The following is a 22,469-nucleotide window of genomic DNA, read 5'->3' as shown; positions in this document are numbered from 1 at the left end:
CATTATCAGGCGGACAGCGCCTCGGCCAGGAAGGCGGCGTTCGACGGGGTCTCGCGGAGCTTGCCGATCAGCAGCTCCAGACCCTGCTGCTTCTCGAGCGAGTTGAGCATGCGGCGCAGCTTCCAGACGACCTGCTGCTCGCCGGGGGCGAACAGGAGCTCCTCGCGCCTGGTGCTGGAGGAGTCGAGGTCGACGGCGGGGTAGAGGCGCTTGTCGGCCAGGCCGCGCGACAGCCTGATCTCCATGTTGCCGGTGCCCTTGAACTCCTCGAAGAGTCCGTCGTCCATCTTGGAGCCGGTCTCGACGAGAGCGGTGGCCAGGATGGTCAGCGAGCCGCCCTCGCGCAGGTTGCGGGCGGCGCCGAAGAAGCGCTTGGGCGGGTAGACGGCGCCGGCGTCGATGCCGCCGGTGAGCACGCGCCCGCCGCCCGGCGCGAGGTTGTTGTAGGCGCGCCCGAGCCGCGTCAGCGAGTCGAGCAGCAGGACCACGTCGTGGCCCAGCTCGACGAGGCGCTTGGCGCGCTCGACGGCCAGCTCGGCGACGGCGGCGTGGTCGCGGTCGGGACGGTCGAAGGTGGAGTAGGCGAGTTCGCCCGGGATGATCTCGCGCATCTCGGTGACCTCCTCCGGGCGCTCGCCGACCAGGACGGTCATGAGCGTGACCTCGGGGTGGTTGCGCGCGATCCCGGCCGCCAGCGCCTGCATGACCATGGTCTTGCCGGCCTTGGGCGGGGCCACGATGAGCCCGCGCTGGCCCTTGCCGATGGGGGCGAACAGGTCCACCACGCGGGTGGTGAGCGAGTCGGTCTCCACGTTCAGCCGGGAGTCGGGATGGACGGGGGTGAGATCGTTGAAGTGCGGTCGCGAGCGCCACTCGGCGCTGCCGTTGACCGAGACGACCTCGGTGAGCTTGGTGCCGGTCACGAGGGCGACGACGTGGTCGCCCGAGCGCAGGCCCAGCTGCTTGACGCGGTCGGTCGAGAGCCGTACGTCCCCTGACGAGGGGGCGTAGGAGGTGCGCAGGAACGCTGCGCGGTCGCGGATGTCGAGCAGCCCGCTCACGGTCGTGGCAGGGCGCTGCTTGGGAATGGTTTCTACAGACATGAGGATCCCTTGGAGGGCAGCCCGCTTGAAGCGGGGAAAAGAAATGGAATCGGGCGGAGCTGGAGCTCAACGCCACTGATACCTGGAACGCATCACCCGATCGGACTATTTCCCGGGAAGTCGCTGACGCGACTGCGTACTAGGTCATAGAACGATTAGCAGCGCGGGGGTCATCGTGTCAAGTGCACTGCAAGCGACCCGTGCTTCCATGGCTTCACCACAAGGGGGAGAGAACGATGCAGAAGACCCACTGCCCTGACTGTCACCAGCAGCTCGACGAGGGCCCGATCGTGTACCGCTGCGCCAACTGCTGCCGCGCGGTCTACGCCGCCGACCTGGACAACGAGTTCCACCCGGTCGCCGCCTGAGACAATCGGCTGCATGCCGTACGAGTCACGAAAAATCGGTACAGTCGAGATCACGCCGCTGTGCGACGCGGTCGGCCCGATGGGGCCCTCGCTCCGCAGGCCGTTCCAGGAGACCTTCCTCGGAGCGCCGCACGACGAGGGCGAGTGGATCCTCCACTTCCACTGTTACCTGCTCCGCGGCGACGAAGGCCACGTGACCCTGGTCGACACCGGCATCGGGCCGGCCTCCGACTGGGCTCCGGCTCCCGGACACCTGCTGAGCGAGCTCGCGGCGGCCGGGGTCGAGCCCGGCGACGTCGACACGGTGATCATCACCCACATGCACAGCGACCACTACGGCGGCACGGTCATCGACGGCAAGCCGGTCTTCCGCAACGCCCGGCACATCGTGCAGGCCGCCGATCCCAACCCGCTGGGCGAGCTGATGACCACCGTCGACGGCGACGCCGAGGTCGCTCCAGGGGTGTGGGTACGACACACGCCAGGGCACACGCCCGGTCACCAGATCGTCGAGACCGGGGAGTTCACCCTGGCCGCCGACATCCTGCACCATCCCGTGCAGCTGGCGGACCCGACGATCCGCTACGTCCACGACCACGACGCCGACCTGGCCTCCCGGGCCAGGATCGCGCTAGTCGAGCGCCTTCGTGCCGAGCGCAGGCTCCTGGGCACCGCGCACTTCGCCGAGCCCTTCATCCAGCTGGGCGAGTAGCCGCCTGGCCTTGGCGCGGTAACGCAGCACCTGGACCACGCCGAGCAGCCAGACCGGATACTGCAGCAGGAAGGCGAGCCGGTAGTCGTCGAACACCTCCAGCCCGATCGCGATCAGCGCGATCACCGACATGGAGGCCAGGAAGCCGCCTCCGTTGACGATCCCGGTCGCGGCGCCGATACGGCCGGCCGGATTGAAGGTGCGCGCGTAGTCGAAGCCGATCATCGAGCCGGGACCGTTGGCGGCGAGCACGACCACGAGCACCACGAGCAGCCACAGCGGCGCGTGTCCCGGCCAGGCCAGCACCGCCGTCCACGCGGCCGCGGTCGATCCGATCACGCCGAGCACCAGCCAGGAGCGTCGCAGCGGGTAACGGCCGGCCAGATAGCCCAGGACGGGGCCGCAGACCATGCCCACCGCCGTGAGGGTCGCCAGCAGCACGCCCGCGGTCTGGGGCGCCAGCCCCTGGCCCTCGACCAGGAACGGGTATCCCCACAGCAGGAGGAAGGCGGCCGCGGAGCACTGCGTGGCGACGTGGGTCCACATGCCCAGGCGGGTGCCCGGATGGGTCCAGGCCGCCTTCAGCCCGGGCTCCGCGGCCTGCCCCGAGGGCTTGTCGCGCAGGACGGCGATCAGCAGGACGGCCATGACCACGCCCACCCCGGCGGCGCCGTAGAAGGTCGGCGCCCAGCCGTAGGTGTGCAGCGAGGCGATCATCGGCACGGTCGAGGCGATCGCGCCGAGCTGGCCGATCAGGCCCGTCAGCTGGAGGAGCAGCGGGTTGCGATGGGGCGGGAAGGCCAGGTTCACCAGGCGGACGACGCTGATGAAGGTCATCGCGTCGCCCAGGCCGATCAGCATGCGGGCCGCTATGCCGTACAGGAGGTTGTCGGACAGCGCGAAGACCAGCTGGCCGGCGGCCATGGTGAGGGCGCCGGTCAGCAGCAGGCGCTTGGAGCCGAAACGGTCGAGCAGGACGCCGACGGGGACCTGCATGAGGGCGTAGACGAGGAGCTGGAGCATGGCCAGCGTGGCCATGCCGGCCTCGCTGACGCCCATACGTTCGGCGGCGTCGAGGCCTGCCACACTGAGCGATTGTCGGTGGAAGACCGCGACGAGGTAGGCGAGCACGCCGACGGCCCAGAAGAGCAGCGCCATGAGTAAAAGAGTACTTAGGGGATTTCATGGACAATTACTGGCAGTCCGTTTACCGGGTGCTCGCCGGGTCGGGGGCCTACATCACCGACCCTGACGGGCGGGTGCTTCTGGTCAATCCGAACTACCGCGACCACTGGCTCTTCCCCGGCGGCGGCATCGACGAAGGGGAGGAACCGGCGCGCGGATGCGTGCGCGAGGTGCGTGAGGAGCTCGGGCTGGAACTGGTGGCCGGTCAGCTGCTGGTGGTGCAGTGGAACGACGCCCTGCCGCCCCGGCCCTACCCGCTGGTGCACTTCCTGTTCGACTGCGGCACGCTGCCCGCCGACACACCTATCGCGTTGCAGGAGGCGGAGCTCGACGAGTACGGGTTCTTCAGCGTGGACGAGGCACGCGAGCTGCTTCCGGCGCCCGCGCACGCCAGGCTCGTGCTCGCCGCGGAAGCCCGCGACTCGGGCACGACCCGCTACCTGCTCAACGGCGGCTAGCTCAGCGGGCCTGCTCGGCGGCGGTCAGTTGCTGAGGGCCAGCTGGTCGGCGATCACCGAGCTCGGCAGCAGCACGGTGGCCGTCAGCCCGCCGTACGGCGACGGGCCGAGCGTCACGGTGATCTCGTGACGGCCCGCGAGCCTGCTCACCACGAACAACCCCAGCCGGTCGCTCTCCGCCAGGTCGAACTCGGGAGCGGTGCGCAGCCGCGCGTTGAGCTCGTCGAGGTCGGCGTCGGGAAGGCCCAGCCCCCGGTCCTCGATCTCGATCGCCAGGCCGCCGCCCACCTCGGGCTGGAACGCCCGCACGTCCACCCGCGTGGTCGGCGGCGAGAACAGCGTGGCGTTCTCGATCAGCTCGGCGAGCAGGTGCACCACGTCGGCCACCGCCCCGCCCGTGAGCGCCAGCTTCGGCGGGAGGGTGATCTCGACCCGCGCGTACTCCTCGACCTCGGCCGCCGCCGCGCGCATCACGTCCACGATCGGCACAGAACGGCGCCAGCCGCGCCCCGCCGCGTGGCCCGACAGGATGATCAGGCTCTCCGCGTGGCGGCGCATGCGGGTGGTCAGATGGTCGAGCCTGAACAGGTCCTCCAGGGTCTCCGGGTCGGGCGCGGACTTCTCCATCTCGTCCAGCTGCAGGAGCTGGCGGTGGAGCAGCGACTGGTTGCGCCGGGCCAGGTTGACGAAGACCTGGTTGACGCCGTGCCGCAGCCTGGCCTGGCCCGCCGCCGCCTCGATCGCCGTGGTCTGCACCGAGTTGAACGCCTGCGCGATGTCCGCCACCTCGGTGGTCAGGGTACGGATCTCCAGCGGCATCGGCTCGGGTACGGCACGCGGGTTGTTCTGCAGGCGCCTGACCACCTGCGGCAGCCCCGCGTGAGCCAGCGCCGTGGCCGCGTCGCGCAGCCCGGCCAGCTCGCGCACCAGCTTGCGGCGGAAGCGCAGCGAGACCCAGATCGCCACACCCACGGCCACCAGGCCCAGCACGCCCGCCACCCCGATCTTCACCAGGATGCCCGAGGCAGCCGGGGTCACCCGGTCGACCAGGCCCGCCACCGCCTGGACCTGGTTGCGCTCGATCTCGCCCCAGAGCTGCGCGCTCACCCCGGGCCACGAGGCGGACGACGCGGGGAGCCCGGTGCCGATGGACTGCGCCTGGACGGCTTCCTCGATCTCCAGGAACCTCTTGTAGCGCGGCGAGCCCTCCAGCTGGAGGTACGGCTGGCGCAGGTTGCCGTCGAGGTAGGACAACGCCTGCTCGAACAGCAGCCGCCGCGTCGCGACCGTCTCGGCGAACATCGCCCGGACCTCGTCGTCGACCCGATCGGCCGCCATGATCACGACGATCAGGGCCCGCTCGCGGGACAGCAGCTCCTTGGCCTCGCCGAGCGAGGTCACCGCCCGCGCCTGCCGGTACAGCGCCAGCTCGGGCACCAGGATGAGCTTGTCGTACATGCGGAATCCCGCGTCGACCATGCGGTTGTAGACGCCCATAGCGCGCACCACGGTGACCGTACGCTCGTCGATCTCCCCGCGCAGCGACCGCAGCCCGGCGAGGTCGCGCGTGAGGGCGTTCACCTGCGTCTTCAGCTCGGGAGCCAGCGTGCCCTGCTCCTCGATGGAGGCCGCCAGCCTGGCCACCGCCACGTCGGTGGCGGCCCGCTGCCGCACCAGGTCGTGCTGCCTGGGAGCCCCCGTGTACAGCTCGACCGTCAGCAGGCGCTCGCGCTGCAGCTCGATGTTGACCTGCTCGGAGGGGGTGGCCAGGTTCTCGACGAGGCTGTCGATCTCCAGCAGCCGCAGCCCGTCGTTGCCGGTCAGGCCTGCGGCGAAGCCCCACAACCCGGCCAGTGCCGCCAGGGGGACGGAGAGCAGGATGAGGATCTTGAGGGCGATCGGGCGGCCACGCTTGGGGGGCATGTGGACTCCGGGGTGCAAGATAAGAGCGCCTCGAAGATTACACCCCCTTTAGGAGGATTTCCGTGCGTCTTCCGCGTTCCTCGTCCGGCTGGACCATTGCGGTCTTCGGCTTCCTCGCCTTCGCCCTGGGCCTCTACGGGCTCGTCCAGCCCGACGGGCTGCTCGGGCTGCTGGGCTTCGAGGTGCTCGACGAGCGGGCGCCCGGCGACTACACGAAGGTCTACATGGCGGCCTCGTCGATGGCGGCGATCAACATGGGCGTGTACTACGTCTTCGCGGCGGCGCACGACTTCGTGCCGTTCTTCCGCTGGACCGTGCCGTTCCGGCTGGTGACGTTCACGGTGTTCACCACGCTGGTGGTCACGGGGGCGGCGCCGCAGGAGTTCCTGGGGGTGGGGCTCTGGGAGGGGGCGGGGGCGGTTGTCACCGGCTTCGCCCTGTGGAGGGAAGGGCGGCTGATGCCGTCGAAGGCGCAGGAGCCGGTGGCCGGCTAGCGCGTCCGCTACGCCGGCCTCCTCTTGGTTCTCGTCAGCGCAGCACCTCCAAAGCCTTGGACAGCGCCGGGTCGCGCCCCGCCGCCAGGTCCTCAGCCCTCGTGAGGACCTGATGGTCGGCAGGCACGCCGATCGTGTCGACGATCTCCTTGCCCGGCCCCCGGTGATGCAGCTTCGGCAACGACATCACGCTGCCGTCCGACAGCAGGTACGGCGCGCCAGGACCGGACACCAGGCCCGCCGTACGCGTGCCCACCAGCTCGCCCAGGCCCAGCCCGCGCACGGCTGCCGAGAAGTCGTCGCAGGCCGACGCGCACTCCCGGTCGACCAGGACCGTCAGCGGCAGCCCGAGCAGCGGCACGCTGTCGTCGGTGCGGTTGGGCGTGCACTGGTCGCGCACGTCGCAGAAGTAGCTGGTGACCTTGCCGTGTGCGAAGGCGCCCAGCAGGCGGGTGACCTCCCTCGGCGAGCCGCCGCCGTTGCCACGCAGGTCGAGGACGACCCCGCGCTTCACGCTCAGTCCCTCGACCGCCTTGCGGACCTCGTCGGCCACGCCGCCGTAGAAGCCGGGCACCTTGACGTAGGCGACGTCACCCTCCAGCCGCTCGGCGCTCACCGTGGGCCGCTCCGGCTGGAAGGGGACGGGAGTGATCTTCACCTTCCAGGTGCGCCCGCTGCCCGGGCGGCGCAGGGTCAGCTCCACCGGCTCCTTGCCCATGATCGGGTCGAGCGCCGAGGGCACGAGGAAGCCGTTGACGAAAGGTGCGTGGCCGTTGATCGAGACGATGACGTCGCCGGGCCGTACGCCCCGCCTGGCCAGCGGGCTGCCGGGCTGCAGCCTGGTGATGTACAGCGGGCCGCGCGCCGCGGAGTCGTCGGGCCGCGCCGACACCCCCAGGATGCCGACGCCGTACGCGGTGCCGTCGCCCTCGGGCCGGTCCCAGCCCGCGTGGTTGTCGTTCAGCGCGCTCATCATCCCCCGCATGGTGGCCGCGGCGAGTGCCTGCTGCGCGTCGGCTGGTACATGCGCGGCCAGGCCGCGGTAGGTCTCGGCGAAGGCCGCCCAGTCCTTGCCCCTGTCGCCCGTGAGCGGGGGCATCACCGCGTCGGAGGAGTCGAGGTCGCGGCGCTGTAACTCGGCGGTGAGCTTGGCGAAGGCACGCAGCAGCATGGGGCGGTGGTCCAGGACGGGGGCGGCGTAGTAGTGCTCGAAGACGCAGTCGAAGGCCTGGCCGATCGTGTCGATCGTGGTGGGCTTCAACTCCTCGCCCGGCTCCTTGGTCAGCGGGACGCAGGCGTCGGCGGAGGCCGTCGTAGCAGCGGTGGTCGGCGCGGCGCCGGTCGGCGCGAGCGGGGTGGCGGTGAGGGCCAGCGCCAGGATCACTGTTCTCATGCCGCCCAGCGTGCCGATCCGGGCATCTGACGGCGGTGACCGCAAACGTTAACCGCACTGTTACGCCCTTCGAGCTATCAAGGGAGCATGCGCGTTCTGGTGGCGGAGGATGAGCGCTTCCTGGCCGATCTGGTGGCCGAGGGCCTGCGCAGGGCGTCGATGACGGTCGAGGTGGCCTACGACGGGGCCGAGGCGTTGCGGGCGGTGCGCGAGGGCGACTTCGACGTCTTGGTGCTCGACCGTGACCTGCCCGAGGTGCACGGCGACGAGATCTGCCGCCTGCTGGCCGCCGGCAGCACCCGCATCCTCATGCTCACCGCCGCCGCCTCGGTGCCCGAACGGGTGGCCGGGCTCTCCCTGGGCGCCGACGACTACCTGCCCAAGCCCTTCGCCTACGCCGAGCTCGTGGCCAGGGTCCAGGCGCTCGGCCGGCGCGGCGAGGCCGCCCTGCCCCCGGTGCTCACCGGGCAGCACGGCATCGTGCTCGACACGCCGCGCAGGCAGGCCTTCCGCGACGGCCGCTACCTGAACCTCTCACGCAAGGAGTTCGCCGTCCTCGAGGTGCTGATGCGGGCCCGCGGCCGGGTGGTGAGCGCGGAGGAACTGCTGGAGCAGGCCTGGGACGACCAGACCGACCCGTTCACCACCGTGGTCCGCGTGACGATCAGGAAGCTGCGCACCAAACTCGGCGAACCGCAGGTCATCCAGACCGTGTCAGGCGCGGGGTACCGGGTGTGAGCCTCAGGTTCCGGCTGACCGCCCTCTACGCGGGCCTGTTCCTGATCACCTCGGCGGCCCTGCTGGTCACCGTGAACGTGCTGCTGCGAGCCGTACTGGAGAAGCGGGTCGACATGCTGATGCGCGGGCCCCTGCCTCTGCCGGGGCCGCCCGTCCGCGCCGTCGAGGCGGAGATCGAGCGGGCCATCGGGGCGTTGCCCGACCTCGTCCTGGCCTACCAGTGGGATTTCACGCTGCTCGTCATGGTGGTGCTCACCGCCGTCGCGCTGGGCAGCGGCTGGTGGATGGCCGGCCGGGTGCTGCGTCCGATCCACCACATCACCGCGACGGCGCGCCGGCTGTCGCTCTCGAACCTGCACGAGCGGATCGCGCTGCGTGGCCCGCACGACGAGTTGCGCGAGCTCGCCGACACCTTCGACGCGATGCTCGAACGGCTGGAGCGCTCGGTCGACACGCAGAGCCGCTTCGCCGCCAACGCATCGCACGAACTGCGCACCCCTCTCGCCATCCAGCGGGCCGCGATCGAGATCGGCCTGGCGGACCCCGGTCCCGAGGAGCTCGCACGCATCCGGCACGAGCTGCTGGAGACGACCAAGCGAAGCGAGCGGCTCATCGACGGGCTGCTGCTCCTGGCCCAGAGCGACCGCGGGCTCGTCGACCTGGAGGCGGTCGCCCTCGACGACGTCGTCCGCCAGGTGGCGGGCGAGTCGGCCGCTCACGATCTCGACGTCCGGCTCGACCTGGAACCCTGTACGGTCACCGGCGACCCGATCCTGCTGACCCGCCTGGTGGCCAACCTTCTCGACAACGCGACCCGCCACAACCGGCCGGGGGGGTCGGTCACGGTGAGCCTGTACGGCGACCGCCGCCTGCTGGTGAGCAACACCGGGCCGGTGGTGCCGGGGGGGCGGGTGGGGGAGCTGTTCGAGCCGTTCCGGCGCCTGCACAGCCGGACGCGCTCGCTCGGCGGAGCGGGGTTGGGGCTGTCGATCGTGGCGTCGATCGCGGCGGCCCATGACGCGGAGGTCAGGGCGGAGGCGAACGCGGGGGGCGGGCTGACGTTGGAGGTCCGGTTTCGCTGAGTGAGCGGATCCGCGCGACCGTACCCGGAAGTGCGTCACGGGGGCCGGGTGCGGGGGGCCCCGGAGAGGGCCCCCCGGGGGATCATGCTCGGGTGGTGTCCCGGTGCACCAGGCGGTCGGTGGCCGCGTGGTCGGCGGCGGGCTGGACCGGCTGGACGTCAGGCCGCGAGGTGTGCTCCTCCTCCAGCTTGCGCTGCAGGTCTCGCTTCTCCTCCTCCAGCCGTGCGACCCGGTCGTCGGCCTCGTGGCGGACCTCGCGGAGGCGGCGGCGGCGGACGGAGGCCCGCTTCCACCCGGAGTTGATCATCGCGATGCCGAGCAGCAGCACGGCGGCGACGACCGCTCCGGCCACGAACATCTCCAGATGGTTCGCGGAGACCGAGTAGCCGAACGCGCTGTAGCTGACCTCGGACATCGAGCTGGAATTGACGGCGACAAAGGCGATGGTCCCAGCTGCGGCCAGGACCAGAAGGACTCCCAGAACTACCATGGCGAATTCACTCCTCCTCGTCAGAGCGAGTCCCCACTTCCCTTAGGAGTGCCCATGAAACCAGCGCCTGGACAGGTGCTGCATTTCTCGGAAGACCCGGCCATCACGGAATTCGCGCCGCATGTGGCGCCGACGTCGAACGAGAAGGACGCGTTCGTGTGGGCCGTCGGTCCCGAGCGGTGTCCTGACTACTGGTTCCCGCGCCAGTGCCCGCGCGCGATGGCGTGGACGGGCCCGGCGACGACCGCCGAGGACCGTGATCGCATCATCGGCGCGGGCTGCGGCACGCGGGTGCACGCGATCGAGTACGGCTGGCTGAAGGCGATGCAGGAGGTGGAGCTGTACGCCTATCGTCTGCCCGCCGAACCGTTCGAGGCCCGCTTCGAGAACGCGGTGGTGGCGACGGTGCCGGTGAGGCCGCTGGCGCCGCCCGAGCGGGTGACGGACCTGCTCGGGCTGCACGAGCGTGAGGGCATCCAGCTGCGGGTGATGCGCAGCCTGTGGCCCTTCTGGGAGGAAGTGATCTCCAGTTCGCTGGAGTTCAGCGGTATCAGGTTGCGGAACGCTCGCCGATGAGGCGGCGCAGTTCGTCGACGGGCATGGAGCCGGGTGCGTGCCTGTCGCGGGCGAACCTGTTGGCCTCGCGCTGGAGCACCTCGTTGACGGGCGCGCCGACGCCGGTGCGGCGGGCCAGCAGGACGATCTCGCCGTTGAGGTAGTCGGCCTCGATCGAGCCGGCCCCTCTGGCCAGGCTCTGCCAGGAGGAGCCGCCGCCGCGTGCCAGGCCTTCGATGGGCCGCAGGTCCACCTGGTTGCCGCGCAGGTCCTGCTCCTCCTGGCGGGTGGGGTGGGCGATGCCGGCGGCGGCGAGGACGGCTTCGCCTTCCGCGGTGGCCTGCTTGGCGAGGTCGGACATGCCGTCGGCGTGGCCGACGAGGGCTTCGACGGCATTGCCGAGGTTGCTGAGGAGCTTGCCGTACTTGTATCGCATGACGTCGGGTACGGCAGGCGCGACGAATCCGCTCTTGGTCAGGTCGGCGGCGATCTGGTGCGCCAGGTCGTCCACACCCTGTGGATAGCGCCCCACGGGAAGCAGCCCCGAGTGCGGCGTGCCGTACGCGGCGACGACGCCCGGGTCGAGGTGGGTGGCGGGCAGCCAGACGCACATGCCGTACACCTGGGAGAAGCGCCGCAGCACCATGTCCTCGTTGGCCACGCCGTTCTGGGCGCAGACCACGGGCAGGTCACGTGGCCAGGCTTCGAGGGCGGAGAGGGTGTCCTGCGATTTGGTGGCGACGATGAGCACGTCGCCGGCGCGCGGGGGCACGGGGCCGCCGGACGCGGGGACGGGGAGGAGGTCGTCTGAATCGGGTGTGAGCAGGCGCAGGCCGGTGTTGTCGAGCGCCTCGAGGTGGGCGCCGCGCGCCACGAGGACTACGTCATGACCTGCCTGGAAGAGCCGCCCGCCGATGGTGCCGCCGACGGCTCCTGCCCCGATGATGATGTAACGCACCCACCTGACCCTACTTGGCCAGCGCGATGGCGGTCTCGGTGGTGGTGAGGGGCTGGCGGGAGCGCTCGCGGAAGATGGTCTTCAGCACTCTCCAGCCGTCGCGGACGGCGTGCAGGTTGCTCTCGCCGTGCAGGCGCAGCCGCTCGTGGCTGGGCACCTCGTCGATGAGCAGGCCGGCCTGGGCGGCGCGCACGTTCATCAGGGTCTCGATCTCGAATCCGTCGCAGTCGAGTTCCATGACGGCCAGGTGCCTGGCCCAGAACGCGTTGTAGCCGTAGCACAGGTCGGTGTAGTGCGTGCCGTACAGGAGGTTGGTCAGGCCGGTCAGCACGCGGTTGCCCAGCGAGCGGATCGGGCTGATGTCGTCGGAGCCGCCGCCCGTGATGTAGCGCGAGCCCTTGGCGAAGTCCGCGCCGGCTTCCAGGGCCGCCACGAATGCGGCGATCTCTCTGCCGTCGGTGGAACCGTCCGCGTCGATCATCACGATGATGTCGCCCTGCGCGGCGGCGAAACCCTCGATGAGGGCGTTGCCCTTGCCGCGGCGGGTCTGGGTGACCACGCGGAGGTCGGGGCGCAGCCGCCTGGCGACGGCCACGGTGTCGTCGACGGAATTGCCGTCGACGAGGATGACCTCGTCCACCCAGCTCGGCAGGGTGGCGAAGACGTGCGGGAGGTTGGCGGCCTCGTTCATCGCGGGAACCACGACGCTGACGGTGTGCGCGGGTCTGGTGCTCATGGACCAAGGGTGCGCCTGCAAGCCTGCATGTGACTTGACTCTGCCTTGCAGGGGCGACAAAGATCTCCTTTCGCCTCCGTGGTCAACCCCTGATCGAGACCGGTTCCGGACATGTGTCCTTCGCCCTTGACAGGGGATGGGTGTTTCTACGGATCTACGATTGCTTCGTTCCACCGAGCGAGGATCTCGTCGACCGAGGCCATGATTCCGGTGATCACCACCGTCATCGCGACAGCAGTTTCCTCGCCCGTTCCACGCCGACCGCCAGCAGCAGCGTCGGCAGCCGCGGGCCGGTCTCCTTGCCGACGAGCAGCCGGTAGACCAGGGCGAAGAACTCCCGCTGGGCCGTCTTCAGCTCGGGTGTGGCCGGGGCGTCGAGCGGCAGGCCGGCCTGCAGCTTCGGCACGCCGTACACCAGCGTGGTCAGCCCGTCGAGCGACCAGTGCGTGTCGAGGCCCTCGACGAGCATGCGCAGCGACTCGCGCTGCTCGTCGCTCAGCGGCTCGTCGGAGGGCTGGGGGAGCACGCGGGTGCGATCGTCGGCGGGGAGCTGGGTGGCCACCCAGCGCTGCGCCTTGTCGAGCCTGGGCCGCGCCTCGTCGAGCGTGGAGACGCCCATGTCGCGCAGGATGCGCAGGAGCTGCTCCTGGTCGCCGGTGGTGATGTCGGCGATGGAGGCGAGCATCCGGTACGGCAGAGCCTTCTCGGTGAGCGGCAGCGTGTGGACGGCCCTGCTGTGCGCCGCTTCGTCGGCGGGCAGGCCGCGCCCTTCGGCGATCTTGCGGCCGAGCGCGTCCCACTCGTCGTAGATCCGGTGGATCTCCTGGTCGAAGGCGACATTGAACGACTGGTTGGGGCGGCGGCGCGCGTAGAGCCAGCGCAGCAGCGGCGCCTCCATGATCTCCAGCGCCTCGGAGGGGATCGGCACCCCGCCCTTGGAGCTGCTCATCTTGGACATGCCGGTGATGCCGACGAAGGCGTACATGGGGCCGATGGGCCGTTCGGCGCCGAAGACCGGGCCGACGATCTGGCCGCCCACGACCCACGCCGAGCCGGGAGAGTGGTGGTCGGCGCCCGACGGCTCGAAGACCACGCCCTCGTAGGCCCAGCGCATCGGCCAGTCGGCCTTCCAGACGAGCTTGCCGTGGTCGAAGCTCGCCAGTCGTACGGTCTCCCCGAAGCCGCACGCGCAGGTGTAGGCCAGCTCCGTGCTCTCCTCGTCGTAGGCGGTGACCCTGGTCAGGTCGCGCTCGCACTCGGTGCAGTAGGGCCGGTACGGGTAGTACTCGGCGACCTCGGCGGTGCGATACTGCGCCAGGACCTCGTTGATCTCGTGGCGCCGTGCCATCGCGCGCAGGATCTGCTCGCGGTAGGCGCCGCTGGTGTACATCTCGGTCTGGCTGATCGCCCGCACCTCGATGCCGAGCTCGTCGAGCGCATCGACGAGCGGCGCCTTGAAGTGCTCGGCCCAGTTCGGGTGCTCGCTGCCCGGCGGGGCGGGCACGGAGGTGTACGGCTTGCCGATGTGCTGCTCCCACGAGGGGTCGATGCCCGCCGGAACCTTGCGGAAGCGGTCGTAGTCGTCCCAGGAGAGCAGGTGCACGCAGTCGTGGCCGCGCCGCCTGATCTCGTCGGCGACCAGGTGCGGCGTCATGACCTCGCGCAGGTTGCCGAGGTGGATGGGGCCGGAGGGGCTGAGTCCGGAGGCGCAGACGATCGGTTTGCCGGGGGCGCGGCGTTCCGCCTCGGCCATGACCTCGTCAGCGAACTTCGAAACCCAATCCATCGCGTCAGTATGGCGTACAAAGCGTGATGGCCTGCGACCGAATATCGGCTTTCAGCTTCGCCGCTGTCGCCCTCGCGCCTCCGTCGAGCTCGTACGTGCGTGGCGTGGCGAGTTTGACGGTGACTTTTCGGGCCCTGGTAATGCGGACAAAAGGCGATTCGTCCGAGCGCCCCGTCGCCATCTGGCCGAGCAGCCGCCCCCACTCCAGCTTGCTGCGGGCGGTGGCCACGCCCACCTCCAACCAGCCGTCGTCGGGCTTGGCGTCGTCGAAGGCCTCGATGCCGCCGGTGATCGTGCCGACGTTGCCGAGCAGCACGCAGCTCGCCTCACCGTCGAACCAGTCCGTGCCGTCGATCTTGACCTGGGTCGGCGTGGTGGAGCCGCCCGCGTGGCGCAGCCCGGTCCAGATGTAGGCGAGCTTGCCGAGGCGCTCCTTCAGCCCTCGGTCGGCGTCGGCGATCATCTCGGCGTCGAAGCCCACGCCCGCCATGACCGCGAAATGCTCGCCGTTGATGCGGCCCAGGTCGAGCTTGCGGCGCTTGCCCTCGAACCCGATCCGCACCGCCTCCTCGATGTCGCGCGGGATCTCGAGGTTCTGCGCCAGCAGGTTGGCCGTGCCGGCGGGCACGATCGCGACGACGGCCTTGCTGCCGGCCAGGGCGTCGACGCACCGCTGAACCGTGCCGTCGCCGCCCCAGACGAAGATCAGCTCAGCCCCTTCCTTCAGGGCCTTCTTCGCCTGCTTGGGCGCCTTGCGGCTCTTGGGCACCTCGTACCAGAGCAGCTCGTCCACCTGGCGGTCGGTGATCCTGACCCGCAGCTCGTCCAGTCCACCGCCGAATGTCTTCTTCTTGTGGGCAATCACCGCGACTTTCACGGTGTGGTGGCTACCCCGTTAAAGAAGTTGCAGTCGATCTATTTCGAGGAAAGTATCCTTCACATGATCCGCGTCGAGGGCTTATCGAAGGTCTTCCGCCGGCCACGGACCTTCTCGGGACCCTTCGGAACCGTCCGCACCTTGTTCACCAGGCAGTACGAAGAAAAGCTCGCGGTCGACGACGTCTCCTTCGAGATCGACGAGGGCGAGATCGTCGGCTACCTGGGCCCCAACGGCGCGGGCAAGTCCACGACGATCAAGATGCTGACCGGCATCCTCACGCCGACCGGCGGCAGCATCGAGGTCAACGGGCTGGTGCCCTGGCGCGAGCGCACGGCCAACGCGCGCAACGTCGGCGTGGTGTTCGGCCAGCGCAGCCAGCTGTGGTGGGACCTGCCGCTCATCGAATCCCTGCGGCTCGTCGGGGCGCTCTACGACGTGCGGCACTTCGACAAGGCCCTGAGCAAGGTACGCGAGATCCTCGGACTCGACGGCTTCCTCGACACCCCGGTGCGCCAGCTCAGCCTCGGCCAGCGGATGCGCGGCGACCTGGCCGCCGCCGTGCTGTACGAACCGCCGCTGCTCTACCTCGACGAGCCGACCGTCGGGCTCGACGTGCTGGCCAAGGAGGCGGTGCGCGAGTTCATCGTCGAGACCAACCGCTCCGGCCGTACGACAGTCATGCTCACCACGCACGACCTGGCCGACGTCGAGGCGTTGTGCAAGCGCATCATCCTCATCGATCACGGCAAGGTGCTCTTCGACGGTGCCATCGACGCCCTGGTCAACCAGCCGAGGCGGCTGGTGGTCGAGCTGGAGTCCGGCACCCGGACCTACGACATCCACGACGACCTGCCCGGCATGGTGGCCACGATCGCCGCCGAGCACACCATCCGCGACCTGTCGATCGTGGAGCCCGACCTGGAGAGCGTCATCAAAGGGATCTACGCCCGATGACGCGCATCGGGCTCCGCCTGGCCCTGGCCTACCGCAGCAACATCGTCTTCATGATGGTGACGCTGGTCGCCCAGGTGTTCCTGCTGCGCATGATCTGGACCGCCGTGTACGGCGCGCGGACCGAGGCCGCGGGCATCACGCTGCCGCAACTGCTGGCCTACCTCACGCTGGCCAACCTGCAGGTGTTCGCGATGAACACGCAGGTGTCGCGGATCATCTCCCACCGCATCCGCACCGGGACGGTCTTCTTCGACCTGGCCAGGCCGGTCGGCTTCATGCGGCAGATGACCGCTTTCCAGGCAGGCAACACGCTGGGCGGGCTGCTCCTGCTGCTGCCTGTCGTGCCGGTGGTGCTGCTCGTGGGATCGATCACCGCGCCCGCGCACCTGCCTGGATACGTCGTGACACTCGTGCTGGGCTACGCCATCACCGTCGAGCTGGCTCTCCTCATCAGCCTGATCGGCTTCTGGACCCTGGAGACCGTGTGGGTCGCCGTCCTGTTCCGCCTGGTCAGCCAGTTCTTCGCGGGCACGATGGTGCCGCTGGCGTTCTTCCCCGGCTTCCTGGGCGCGCTGGCCGACGTGCTGCCGTTCAAGTACATGGGGTACGTGCCCGCGGGCGTCTACATCGGGCACATCACCGAACTGGTCCCGACGGTCCTGGGCGAACTCGCCTGGGCGGCCGGCCTGGCGCTCCTGCTCCAGCTGATCTGGTCGCGCGCCCACCGCAGGGTGGTGATCCAGGGTGGTTAGGACACTGAGGCTCTTCTGGCTCCTGCAGCGAGCCGCCCTGCGAAGCATGCTGCAGTACCGCATGAACAGTGTCATCGGCATCCTCACCGGCGCGGTCTGGCAGGGCACCGGCTTCGCCTTCATCTGGGTGGTGATGCACACCTTCCCGTCGCTGGCCGGCTGGGGCCTGGCCGAGATCGCCTTCCTGTACGGCCTGCGCCTGACCGCCCACGGCGTGGCGATGATCCCGCTGATGGCGCTGCACAACATCGAGTTCCTGGTGCGCGAGGGGGAGTTCGACCGCTACCTGCTGCGCCCGCTCAACCCGCTGGTCCAGGTGCTGGGCAACCGCCTGGGCCTGGCCCAGGTCGGCGACCTGCTGGTCGGTGTGGCGCTGCTGGTCGTGGCCGGTCAGAGCACCGGGATCGAGTGGGGGCCGTGGCCGCTGATCGTGTGCGTGGTCGCGATCGTCTCCGGAGCGCTCATCGAGGGGGCCTTCTTCCTGGCCCTGTGCTCGCTGTCGCTCCGGTTGCTCGACACCTACGCGCTGCGGTCCTTCGTCGACGAGGCCTTCAGCACGTTCGGCTCCTACCCGCTGAAGATCTTCGGATCCGTCGTCGAGTGGCTGCTCACCTACGTGCTGCCCGTCGCCTTCGTGGCCTACGTCCCGGCGAGCGTCGTGCTCGGCAAGCTGGACGGCACGTGGGCGCTGGCGGGGCCGGTGCTCGGCGTGATCCTGATGGCGCTGGGCTACCAGGTGTGGCGGGGGCAGCTCAAGCACTACCAGAGTGTCGGGAGCTGAGCTCGGCGAACAGCTCCTCCCACAGCGGGATCACCGCGTCGGCCGAATACTCCTTGGCCGTCGCTGCTGCCGCCGACCCCATCCTGGTCCGCAGGTCGCGGTCGGAGATCAGGCGGTCGAGCGCGTCCGCCAGGCGGTCGACGTCGCCGGGCTCGACGAGAAAACCGTCCGTCCCGTCGGTGAGCACGTCGGCGGGGCCGGTCGGGCAGTCGAAGGAGACCACGGGAAGCGCGTGGGTCATCGCCTCGATCATCGCCATCGGCAGCCCCTCGAAACGGGAGCTGAGCACGTAGATCGACGCCTTCGAGAGCTCCTCGTCGAGCTTGTTGGTGGCTCCCATCAGCTTGACCGCCTGAGGGTTCTCGATGAGAGCGCCGAGATCGGCCTTCTTGGGGCCGCTGCCGAAGATCTTCAGCTGCCAGCCGGGGTGCTTCGCGGCGACCTGCTGGAAGGCGGGGATGAGCAGGTCGAAGCCCTTCTGGTGGACCAGCCTGCCGACGGCCACGACGACCGGGTTCTCCTGCTGCGACGGCCCGCTGTGCATCGCGTGCACGGCGTTGGGGATGCGCACCACCTCGGTGCCGGGCAGCAGCTGGCGGTACTCCTCCTGGTTGGCCCTGGTCAGCACCTGGACGGCGTCGAAGCGGCCGTAGTAGCGCGCGATGTCGCGGCGCACCGGCTCGCGGTAGGCGGTCAGGCTCATGTGCTCCTGGGCGACGCGGATGACCTTGCGCGAGGCGCGACGGGCGGAGATCAGGTTGAGGGCGGGGCGCGTGGTGACCAGGATGCCGTCGTCGAGTTCGGCGACGTAGTCGATGACCGCCTTCTCGACCTTCTCGGTGAAGTAGTCGGCGGCGAACTCGCCGCGAGGGACGACCTGGCCGCGCATCTTGCGCCAGACCCGGCGGGGCACCGAGTCGGCCTCGACCCCGTCGCGCTGGTCCACCAGGGTGCTGCGCCGTACTCTCGGGTCCACCCAGAAGCGGCCCTTGTCGCGGCGGCGGACCACGCTGACGATCTCCACGTCGTGCCCGCGTGCGGCCAGCGCGTTGGCCTGGTTGGTCACCGTGCGGATGGTGCCGCCGAGCCCGTAGGCGTGCAGGATCAGGTAACGGATCTTCATGCCGGATAGCCCCAGCGCTTGCAGATGGGCTTGAGCACCTCGGGCACGTCCTGAGGGATCTCCCTGGCCGGCTGGACCTTGCCGGAGCGGATCTTGTCCTTCCAGTCGCCCAGGCCCTTGCGGATCACGTCCTGCGTGCCGTACTCCAGCATGCTCGGCTCCCAGGGCAGCGACAGGAACTCGCACAGCCGCCGGGTCTCCGCCTCGGGGTCGGCGGTCAGATCCTCGTAGCGCACGGTCAGCCCGGGCAGCGCCTTGCGCGCCCGCTCGACGGCCTTCATGTATCGGAGCGCGTCGGTGACGGCCTCCTCGGGACCGCGCTTGTCGGGGCTGGCCTCCTTCCACGACGCGGCGATCGAGGCGGGGTGGCGCAGCAGGAACACGAAGCGGGCGTCGGGCCAGCAGGTGGCGATGCGCTCGTGCACGAAGGCGTTGGAGGGGGTCTTGTCGACGATGTGACGTTTGCCGCTGCGGACCAGTTCGCGGTGGAGCACCCGGTCCCAGAGCAGGTGCTCCAGGTCGGCGCGGTTGTGGCCGAGCTCCTCCATCGCCCGCTCGCTGAGCTTGGTGCCGAAGCCGACCTCCAGGCGGCGCACGTGGAGCTCGTGGGGGGCGTGGAGCTGCGAGTGGGCGTTGAGCATCGCGCGCAGCAGGGTCGAACCCGAGCGGACCGGACACATGATGAAGATCGGCTTGTCCAGCAACCGGTCGGTCTTCGGATCGGCAGGACGACGAATATCGACTTCCGGCTCGGACTCCGGTTTTCCTACTCGATTTAGCTGGAATCCGGTATATCGGGAAAGGGCGCTATTTACCGTTCGCTGCCATTTCATGCAGACGGAGAGTACCGAGCTTTCCTTGTAGTTCCCTGGGAGCCGGCTGGGGCAGGTCTATGGAATGCCCGGTCCATGGCACTCGCTAACCCCGCACAGCCACGACAGCAGCGACAAGACCGACTCGGCATTGGAGTCGAGCAACCGCGGCCTGCGGGTCATCGGCCTGTCGTTCGCGATCCTGACGGTCACCGCCGTGATCCAGGCGGTGATCGTGGCATTCTCCGGATCCGTCGCCCTGCTGGGCGACACGCTGCACAACTTCGCCGACGCGCTCACCTCCGTGCCGCTGGCGGTGGCGTTCTGGCTGGGCCGCCGCGCGGCCACGAGCAGGTACACCTACGGGTACGGCAGAGCGGAGGACTTGGCGGGGATCGTCATAGTCGTTCTGATCGCACTCACAGCTTTCTTGGCCGGATATCAGGCGATTTATCGTCTTATTAACCCGCAAGAGCTCTCTGCCCTCGCCTGGGTCGCCGCCGCAGGCCTCGTCGGATTTCTCGGCAACGAATGGGTCGCCCGCTATCGCATCAAGGTCGGCAAGGAGATCGGCTCCGCCGCCCTCGTCGCCGACGGCCTCCACGCCCGCACCGACGGCTTCACCTCACTCGCCGTCCTGCTGTCCGCACTCGGAGCCTTCCTCGGCTTCCCCATCGCCGACCCCATCGTCGGACTGGCCATCACCGCCGCCATCCTCTTCGTCCTGCGCGACGCCGCCCGCGAGATCTACCACCGCCTCATGGACGCCGTCGACCCAACCCTCGTCGACCAGGCACGCACCGTCCTCGCCGCCACCCCAGGAGTACGGAAAGTCGGATCCGTACGGCTGCGCTGGATCGGCCACACGCTGCACGCCGAAGTCGACATCCTCGTCCCCCACACCCTCTCCCTCGTCGACGCCCACGCCATCGCCGTCGACGCCGAACACCGCCTCACCCACGAAATGCCCCGCCTGCGCGCCGTCACCGTGCACCCCGATCCAGACGGGCCGGAAGGAGTGGACCACCACGCTCGACTACCATGACGGGAAGTCTGAGGGCGGAGGAGCTTCGTGGTGTTGGAGAACGACGAGTCGGCCAGGCATCGCCTACGCGAACTGCGCGACAGCATCGACAACATCGACGCGGCACTCGTCCACCTGCTGGCGGAGCGGTTCAAGTGCACGCGGCAGGTGGGGGAGCTGAAGGCGCAATACGGCCTGCCCCCGGCCGACCTGGGGCGCGAGGCGGAGCAGATCGAGCGCTTGCAGGCCAAGGCGGTGGAGGCGAAGCTTGATCCGGAGTTTGCGAAGAAGTTCTTGGCATTCATCATCGAGGAAGTGATCAGGCACCACGAGTCGGCGGCCATGCGCTGACCCCAGCCTTCGACGCTCGGCGTTCGATGCTCAGCCTTCGGCAGGCAGCCTTCGGCAGGCAGCCTTCGGCAGGCAGCCTTCGGCAGGCAGCCTTCGGCAGGCAGCCTTCGGCAGGCAGCCTTCGGCAGGCAGCCTCTCTCCCTCTCGTAGCCCTCACCTCGTTGCCCGTCGCCCCGCGAAAGGTCTTTGCGAGCGGGCGCTTCGCGCCGGGCGGCTCAGGCTGTCGCTTCCAGTCGCGCCGAGGGCGCGACCCCTGGAGGGCCTCGCTTCGCTCGGGCGTCTTGCCAAGGCGCGGGCTGCGCCCGCGCACCCCATGGTGGGGCGGTTGAGGTCTGGTTTCAGGGGTTGAACGACGACGGGTGTGTCTGGCGCGGTCGCACGAAGGCGTGACCGGACGTCACGCGGTCGCGGGAAGGTGTGACGCGGACGCACGCGATCGCGGGAAGGCGTGACCCGGACGCACGCGATCGAAGGAGGACACGTCCAGGACGCCATGGGCTGCGTCGGAGGGCGCCTCGACCAGCCGACAAGACCAGCCGAGTGGCCCCTGACCCATTTGACCTTGACGCAACGTCAACGTGTCCACTGAGGCCATGACAGAAAACCCCACCATCCTCCCCCTCACCCGGCCAGACCCCATGACCCCGCCCACCGCCTACGCCGAGTTGCGCGCCGTCACCCCCATCGCCCCGGTGCGCACCCCTGAGGGCGTGCCCGCCTGGCTGGTCACCTCCTACGACGCGGCCACCACGGTCCTGTCCGATCGGCGCTTCGGCATCGCTCCGCCGGACGCCGGGCCGCCGGGGCATGACACGTTGTTCCAGGACGGCGAGGTTCACCTGCGCCTGCGCCGCCTGGTGTCGGCGGCCTTCACGCCGCGCGCCATCGCGGCGCTGCGCCCCCGCGTCGAGCGACTGGCTGAGGACCAGGTCGCCGCGCTGGTCGCCTCGGCGAGGCCCGCCGATCTCGTGTCGGGGTTCGCGGCTCCGCTGTCGACCTCGGTCATCGGCGAGGTCCTCGGCGTCGAGTTGGGCAAGCGCGATCATTTCCAGGCTCTCGTACGGATGACGGGCTCCATCGACTACTCCGACGGCGGGGCGGCGGCGCGGCGTGCTTGGGAGGATCTGGCGGAGTACGCCGCCGAGCTGGTGGCGGCCAAGCGGGCGGATCCGGGTGACGACCTGCTCACCGCCCTGATCGCCGTGCGCGACACCGACGACGGTGGCGGCCGGCTCAGCGATGCCGAGCTGGTCGCCATGGTGAGCACGATCGTGGCGGGCGGCTATCTGACGGCGTGCAACGCGATCGCGGTGGCGACGATCCGGCTCCTGGGCGAAGGGCGGTTGCACGCCATGGCCGCCGATCCTGGCGAGGCCGGCGCCGTACTGGAGGAGACGTTGCGGCTGCAGTCGGGTCTGACCGGGGAGCCGTTTCCGCGTTATGCGCAGGTGGACGTCGAGCTCGGCGGGGTGGCGATCGGGAAGGGGGAGATGGTCCTCGTCCGGTTGGAGGCGGCTCAGCGTGATCCGGGGCATGTCGAGGCGCCGGACGAGTTCAGGCCGGGGCAGGCGGCGAGCCCGACGCTGGCCTTCGGGCACGGGCCGCACTACTGCCTGGGGGCGGCGCTGGCCCGCGTCGAACTGGCCGCGGCGCTGGGGGCGCTGGCGCGCGGGGTGCCGGGGTTGCGGCTGGCGTGCGAGCCGGGTGAGGTGGAGTGGACGACGGACTCGATGGACGTGGGGCCCGTGAGTTTGCCTGTGTCGTGGTGACGGCAGTTTCGCCTGTGTCGTGGTGACGGCCTGGCGGCGGTG

General features: G+C 69.7%; 24 protein-coding genes. 13 read left to right on the top strand and 11 right to left on the bottom strand.

The features are described from left to right. Window positions 1-5: 5 nt before the first annotated feature. The gene (rho, locus tag HNR30_RS14085) at window positions 6-1,103 is read right to left on the bottom strand and encodes a transcription termination factor Rho (RefSeq protein WP_181610291.1); all 1,098 of its coding nucleotides are present in this window, start codon (window positions 1,101-1,103) and stop codon (window positions 6-8) included. Window positions 1,104-1,339: 236 nt separating this feature from the next. On the opposite strand from rho, the gene HNR30_RS49245 reads away from it, so the two are divergent. Together HNR30_RS49245 and HNR30_RS14080 are read left to right on the top strand one after the other, a co-directional pair. Further along, window positions 1,340-1,471: a hypothetical protein gene (locus HNR30_RS49245; RefSeq protein ID WP_281389635.1), complete on the top strand. Its 132-nt coding sequence runs from the start codon at window positions 1,340-1,342 to the stop codon at window positions 1,469-1,471. Between the two features lie 13 nt (window positions 1,472-1,484). Continuing rightward, complete coding sequence (locus tag HNR30_RS14080) at window positions 1,485-2,183, top strand: MBL fold metallo-hydrolase (protein ID WP_181610290.1); 699 nt, start codon at window positions 1,485-1,487, stop codon at window positions 2,181-2,183. On the opposite strand, the gene HNR30_RS14075 is transcribed toward HNR30_RS14080, so the two are convergent. Beyond that, window positions 2,103-3,341: an MFS transporter gene (locus HNR30_RS14075; protein ID WP_181610289.1), complete on the bottom strand. Its 1,239-nt coding sequence runs from the start codon at window positions 3,339-3,341 to the stop codon at window positions 2,103-2,105. The genes HNR30_RS14080 and HNR30_RS14075 overlap by 81 nt on opposite strands. A 26-nt stretch (window positions 3,342-3,367) precedes the next feature. Between HNR30_RS14075 and HNR30_RS14070 the strand changes: the two genes are divergently transcribed. Then, complete coding sequence (locus HNR30_RS14070; protein WP_181610288.1) at window positions 3,368-3,826, top strand: NUDIX domain-containing protein; 459 nt, start codon at window positions 3,368-3,370, stop codon at window positions 3,824-3,826. Between the two features lie 24 nt (window positions 3,827-3,850). On the opposite strand, the gene HNR30_RS14065 is transcribed toward HNR30_RS14070, so the two are convergent. Beyond that, window positions 3,851-5,749, bottom strand: coding sequence for a sensor histidine kinase (locus HNR30_RS14065; protein WP_181610287.1), 1,899 nt, complete (start codon window positions 5,747-5,749; stop codon window positions 3,851-3,853). 62 nt (window positions 5,750-5,811) lie between these two features. Here HNR30_RS14065 and HNR30_RS14060 point away from each other — a divergent pair, with 62 nt between their 5' ends. Beyond that, complete coding sequence (locus HNR30_RS14060; RefSeq protein WP_312894401.1) at window positions 5,812-6,243, top strand: hypothetical protein; 432 nt, start codon at window positions 5,812-5,814, stop codon at window positions 6,241-6,243. Window positions 6,244-6,277: 34 nt separating this feature from the next. Here the strand turns inward: HNR30_RS14060 and HNR30_RS14055 are convergent, their stop codons facing one another. Further along, a complete protein-coding gene (locus HNR30_RS14055) occupies window positions 6,278-7,636 on the bottom strand; it encodes a S41 family peptidase (RefSeq protein ID WP_246378565.1) in 1,359 nt (452 codons plus the stop codon). A gap of 87 nt (window positions 7,637-7,723) precedes the next feature. Between HNR30_RS14055 and HNR30_RS14050 the strand changes: the two genes are divergently transcribed. Beyond that, window positions 7,724-8,374 (top strand): response regulator transcription factor, encoded by a 651-nt coding sequence (locus HNR30_RS14050; RefSeq protein WP_181610286.1) that lies wholly within the window; start codon window positions 7,724-7,726, stop codon window positions 8,372-8,374. Further along, window positions 8,371-9,456 (top strand): sensor histidine kinase, encoded by a 1,086-nt coding sequence (locus tag HNR30_RS14045; protein WP_181610285.1) that lies wholly within the window; start codon window positions 8,371-8,373, stop codon window positions 9,454-9,456. Before HNR30_RS14050 ends, HNR30_RS14045 begins: the two co-directional genes overlap by 4 nt. Before the next feature lie 82 nt (window positions 9,457-9,538). Here the strand turns inward: HNR30_RS14045 and HNR30_RS14040 are convergent, their stop codons facing one another. Next, a complete protein-coding gene (locus HNR30_RS14040) occupies window positions 9,539-9,946 on the bottom strand; it encodes a hypothetical protein (RefSeq protein WP_181610284.1) in 408 nt (135 codons plus the stop codon). A gap of 54 nt (window positions 9,947-10,000) precedes the next feature. On the opposite strand from HNR30_RS14040, the gene HNR30_RS14035 reads away from it, so the two are divergent. Further along, window positions 10,001-10,522 carry a DUF6886 family protein gene (locus tag HNR30_RS14035; RefSeq protein WP_181610283.1) on the top strand — a complete coding sequence of 174 codons (522 nt, stop codon included), beginning with the start codon at window positions 10,001-10,003 and terminating at the stop codon, window positions 10,520-10,522. Here the strand turns inward: HNR30_RS14035 and HNR30_RS50110 are convergent. The 4 genes from HNR30_RS50110 to HNR30_RS14015 form a co-directional block, all read right to left on the bottom strand. Further along, on the bottom strand, window positions 10,497-11,459 hold the full coding sequence (locus HNR30_RS50110) for a ketopantoate reductase family protein (RefSeq protein WP_181610282.1): 963 nt from the start codon (window positions 11,457-11,459) through the stop codon (window positions 10,497-10,499). The genes HNR30_RS14035 and HNR30_RS50110 overlap by 26 nt on opposite strands. A 10-nt stretch (window positions 11,460-11,469) precedes the next feature. Next, complete coding sequence (locus tag HNR30_RS14025) at window positions 11,470-12,195, bottom strand: glycosyltransferase family 2 protein (RefSeq protein ID WP_181610281.1); 726 nt, start codon at window positions 12,193-12,195, stop codon at window positions 11,470-11,472. A 223-nt stretch (window positions 12,196-12,418) separates the two neighbouring features. Next, complete coding sequence (gene lysS, locus HNR30_RS14020; protein WP_181610280.1) at window positions 12,419-13,981, bottom strand: lysine--tRNA ligase; 1,563 nt, start codon at window positions 13,979-13,981, stop codon at window positions 12,419-12,421. A gap of 4 nt (window positions 13,982-13,985) precedes the next feature. After that, window positions 13,986-14,858 carry a diacylglycerol/lipid kinase family protein gene (locus HNR30_RS14015; protein WP_312894400.1) on the bottom strand — a complete coding sequence of 291 codons (873 nt, stop codon included), beginning with the start codon at window positions 14,856-14,858 and terminating at the stop codon, window positions 13,986-13,988. 63 nt (window positions 14,859-14,921) lie between these two features. Here HNR30_RS14015 and HNR30_RS14010 point away from each other — a divergent pair, with 63 nt between their 5' ends. From HNR30_RS14010 to HNR30_RS14000, 3 genes are read left to right on the top strand one after another with little or no spacing between them, the layout of a single operon-like run. After that, a complete protein-coding gene (locus HNR30_RS14010) occupies window positions 14,922-15,815 on the top strand; it encodes an ABC transporter ATP-binding protein (protein ID WP_181610279.1) in 894 nt (297 codons plus the stop codon). Then, window positions 15,812-16,567: an ABC transporter permease gene (locus HNR30_RS14005; RefSeq protein ID WP_181610278.1), complete on the top strand. Its 756-nt coding sequence runs from the start codon at window positions 15,812-15,814 to the stop codon at window positions 16,565-16,567. Before HNR30_RS14010 ends, HNR30_RS14005 begins: the two co-directional genes overlap by 4 nt. Next, window positions 16,560-17,348: an ABC transporter permease gene (locus HNR30_RS14000; RefSeq protein WP_181610277.1), complete on the top strand. Its 789-nt coding sequence runs from the start codon at window positions 16,560-16,562 to the stop codon at window positions 17,346-17,348. The genes HNR30_RS14005 and HNR30_RS14000 overlap by 8 nt, the downstream gene beginning before the upstream one ends. Here the strand turns inward: HNR30_RS14000 and HNR30_RS13995 are convergent. Together HNR30_RS13995 and HNR30_RS13990 are read right to left on the bottom strand one after the other, a co-directional pair. After that, on the bottom strand, window positions 17,320-18,471 hold the full coding sequence (locus HNR30_RS13995; RefSeq protein WP_181610276.1) for a glycosyltransferase family 4 protein: 1,152 nt from the start codon (window positions 18,469-18,471) through the stop codon (window positions 17,320-17,322). The genes HNR30_RS14000 and HNR30_RS13995 overlap by 29 nt on opposite strands. Next, on the bottom strand, window positions 18,468-19,175 hold the full coding sequence (locus tag HNR30_RS13990; RefSeq protein WP_246378563.1) for a sulfotransferase family protein: 708 nt from the start codon (window positions 19,173-19,175) through the stop codon (window positions 18,468-18,470). The genes HNR30_RS13995 and HNR30_RS13990 overlap by 4 nt, the downstream gene beginning before the upstream one ends. Before the next feature lie 193 nt (window positions 19,176-19,368). Here HNR30_RS13990 and HNR30_RS13985 point away from each other — a divergent pair, with 193 nt between their 5' ends. The 3 genes from HNR30_RS13985 (at window position 19,369) to HNR30_RS13975 (ending at window position 22,427) form a co-directional block, all read left to right on the top strand. Beyond that, on the top strand, window positions 19,369-20,328 hold the full coding sequence (locus HNR30_RS13985; RefSeq protein ID WP_181610274.1) for a cation diffusion facilitator family transporter: 960 nt from the start codon (window positions 19,369-19,371) through the stop codon (window positions 20,326-20,328). 30 nt (window positions 20,329-20,358) lie between these two features. Then, window positions 20,359-20,658 carry a chorismate mutase gene (locus HNR30_RS13980; protein WP_312894399.1) on the top strand — a complete coding sequence of 100 codons (300 nt, stop codon included), beginning with the start codon at window positions 20,359-20,361 and terminating at the stop codon, window positions 20,656-20,658. 593 nt (window positions 20,659-21,251) lie between these two features. Further along, window positions 21,252-22,427, top strand: a complete 1,176-nt coding sequence (locus tag HNR30_RS13975) for a cytochrome P450 (protein WP_181610272.1) — start codon at window positions 21,252-21,254, stop codon at window positions 22,425-22,427. The last annotated feature ends 42 nt before the right edge of the window (window positions 22,428-22,469 follow it).

Source organism: Nonomuraea soli (assembly GCF_013761175.1).
In the GTDB taxonomy this organism is placed as follows: Bacteria; Actinomycetota; Actinomycetes; order Streptosporangiales; family Streptosporangiaceae; genus Nonomuraea; species Nonomuraea soli.
Note: the sequence above shows the minus strand (reverse complement) of the source record. Positions and strands in the feature narration are given on the sequence as shown.

Bases quoted from the DNA above. Each gene is read 5' to 3' on its own strand.
- rho (WP_181610291.1), bottom strand. From the start codon at position 1,103: ATGTCTGTAGAAACCATTCCCAAGCAGCGCCCTGCCACGACCGTGAGC.
- HNR30_RS49245 (WP_281389635.1), top strand. From the start codon at position 1,340: ATGCAGAAGACCCACTGCCCTGACTGTCACCAGCAGCTCGACGAGGGC.
- HNR30_RS14080 (WP_181610290.1), top strand. From the start codon at position 1,485: ATGCCGTACGAGTCACGAAAAATCGGTACAGTCGAGATCACGCCGCTG.
- HNR30_RS14075 (WP_181610289.1), bottom strand. From the start codon at position 3,341: ATGGCGCTGCTCTTCTGGGCCGTCGGCGTGCTCGCCTACCTCGTCGCG.
- HNR30_RS14070 (WP_181610288.1), top strand. From the start codon at position 3,368: ATGGACAATTACTGGCAGTCCGTTTACCGGGTGCTCGCCGGGTCGGGG.
- HNR30_RS14065 (WP_181610287.1), bottom strand. From the start codon at position 5,749: ATGCCCCCCAAGCGTGGCCGCCCGATCGCCCTCAAGATCCTCATCCTG.
- HNR30_RS14055 (WP_246378565.1), bottom strand. From the start codon at position 7,636: ATGAGAACAGTGATCCTGGCGCTGGCCCTCACCGCCACCCCGCTCGCG.
- HNR30_RS14050 (WP_181610286.1), top strand. From the start codon at position 7,724: ATGCGCGTTCTGGTGGCGGAGGATGAGCGCTTCCTGGCCGATCTGGTG.
- HNR30_RS14040 (WP_181610284.1), bottom strand. From the start codon at position 9,946: ATGGTAGTTCTGGGAGTCCTTCTGGTCCTGGCCGCAGCTGGGACCATC.
- HNR30_RS14035 (WP_181610283.1), top strand. From the start codon at position 10,001: ATGAAACCAGCGCCTGGACAGGTGCTGCATTTCTCGGAAGACCCGGCC.
- HNR30_RS14025 (WP_181610281.1), bottom strand. From the start codon at position 12,195: ATGAGCACCAGACCCGCGCACACCGTCAGCGTCGTGGTTCCCGCGATG.
- lysS (WP_181610280.1), bottom strand. From the start codon at position 13,981: ATGGATTGGGTTTCGAAGTTCGCTGACGAGGTCATGGCCGAGGCGGAA.
- HNR30_RS14010 (WP_181610279.1), top strand. From the start codon at position 14,922: ATGATCCGCGTCGAGGGCTTATCGAAGGTCTTCCGCCGGCCACGGACC.
- HNR30_RS14005 (WP_181610278.1), top strand. From the start codon at position 15,812: ATGACGCGCATCGGGCTCCGCCTGGCCCTGGCCTACCGCAGCAACATC.
- HNR30_RS13995 (WP_181610276.1), bottom strand. From the start codon at position 18,471: ATGAAGATCCGTTACCTGATCCTGCACGCCTACGGGCTCGGCGGCACC.
- HNR30_RS13985 (WP_181610274.1), top strand. From the start codon at position 19,369: ATGCCCGGTCCATGGCACTCGCTAACCCCGCACAGCCACGACAGCAGC.
- HNR30_RS13975 (WP_181610272.1), top strand. From the start codon at position 21,252: ATGACAGAAAACCCCACCATCCTCCCCCTCACCCGGCCAGACCCCATG.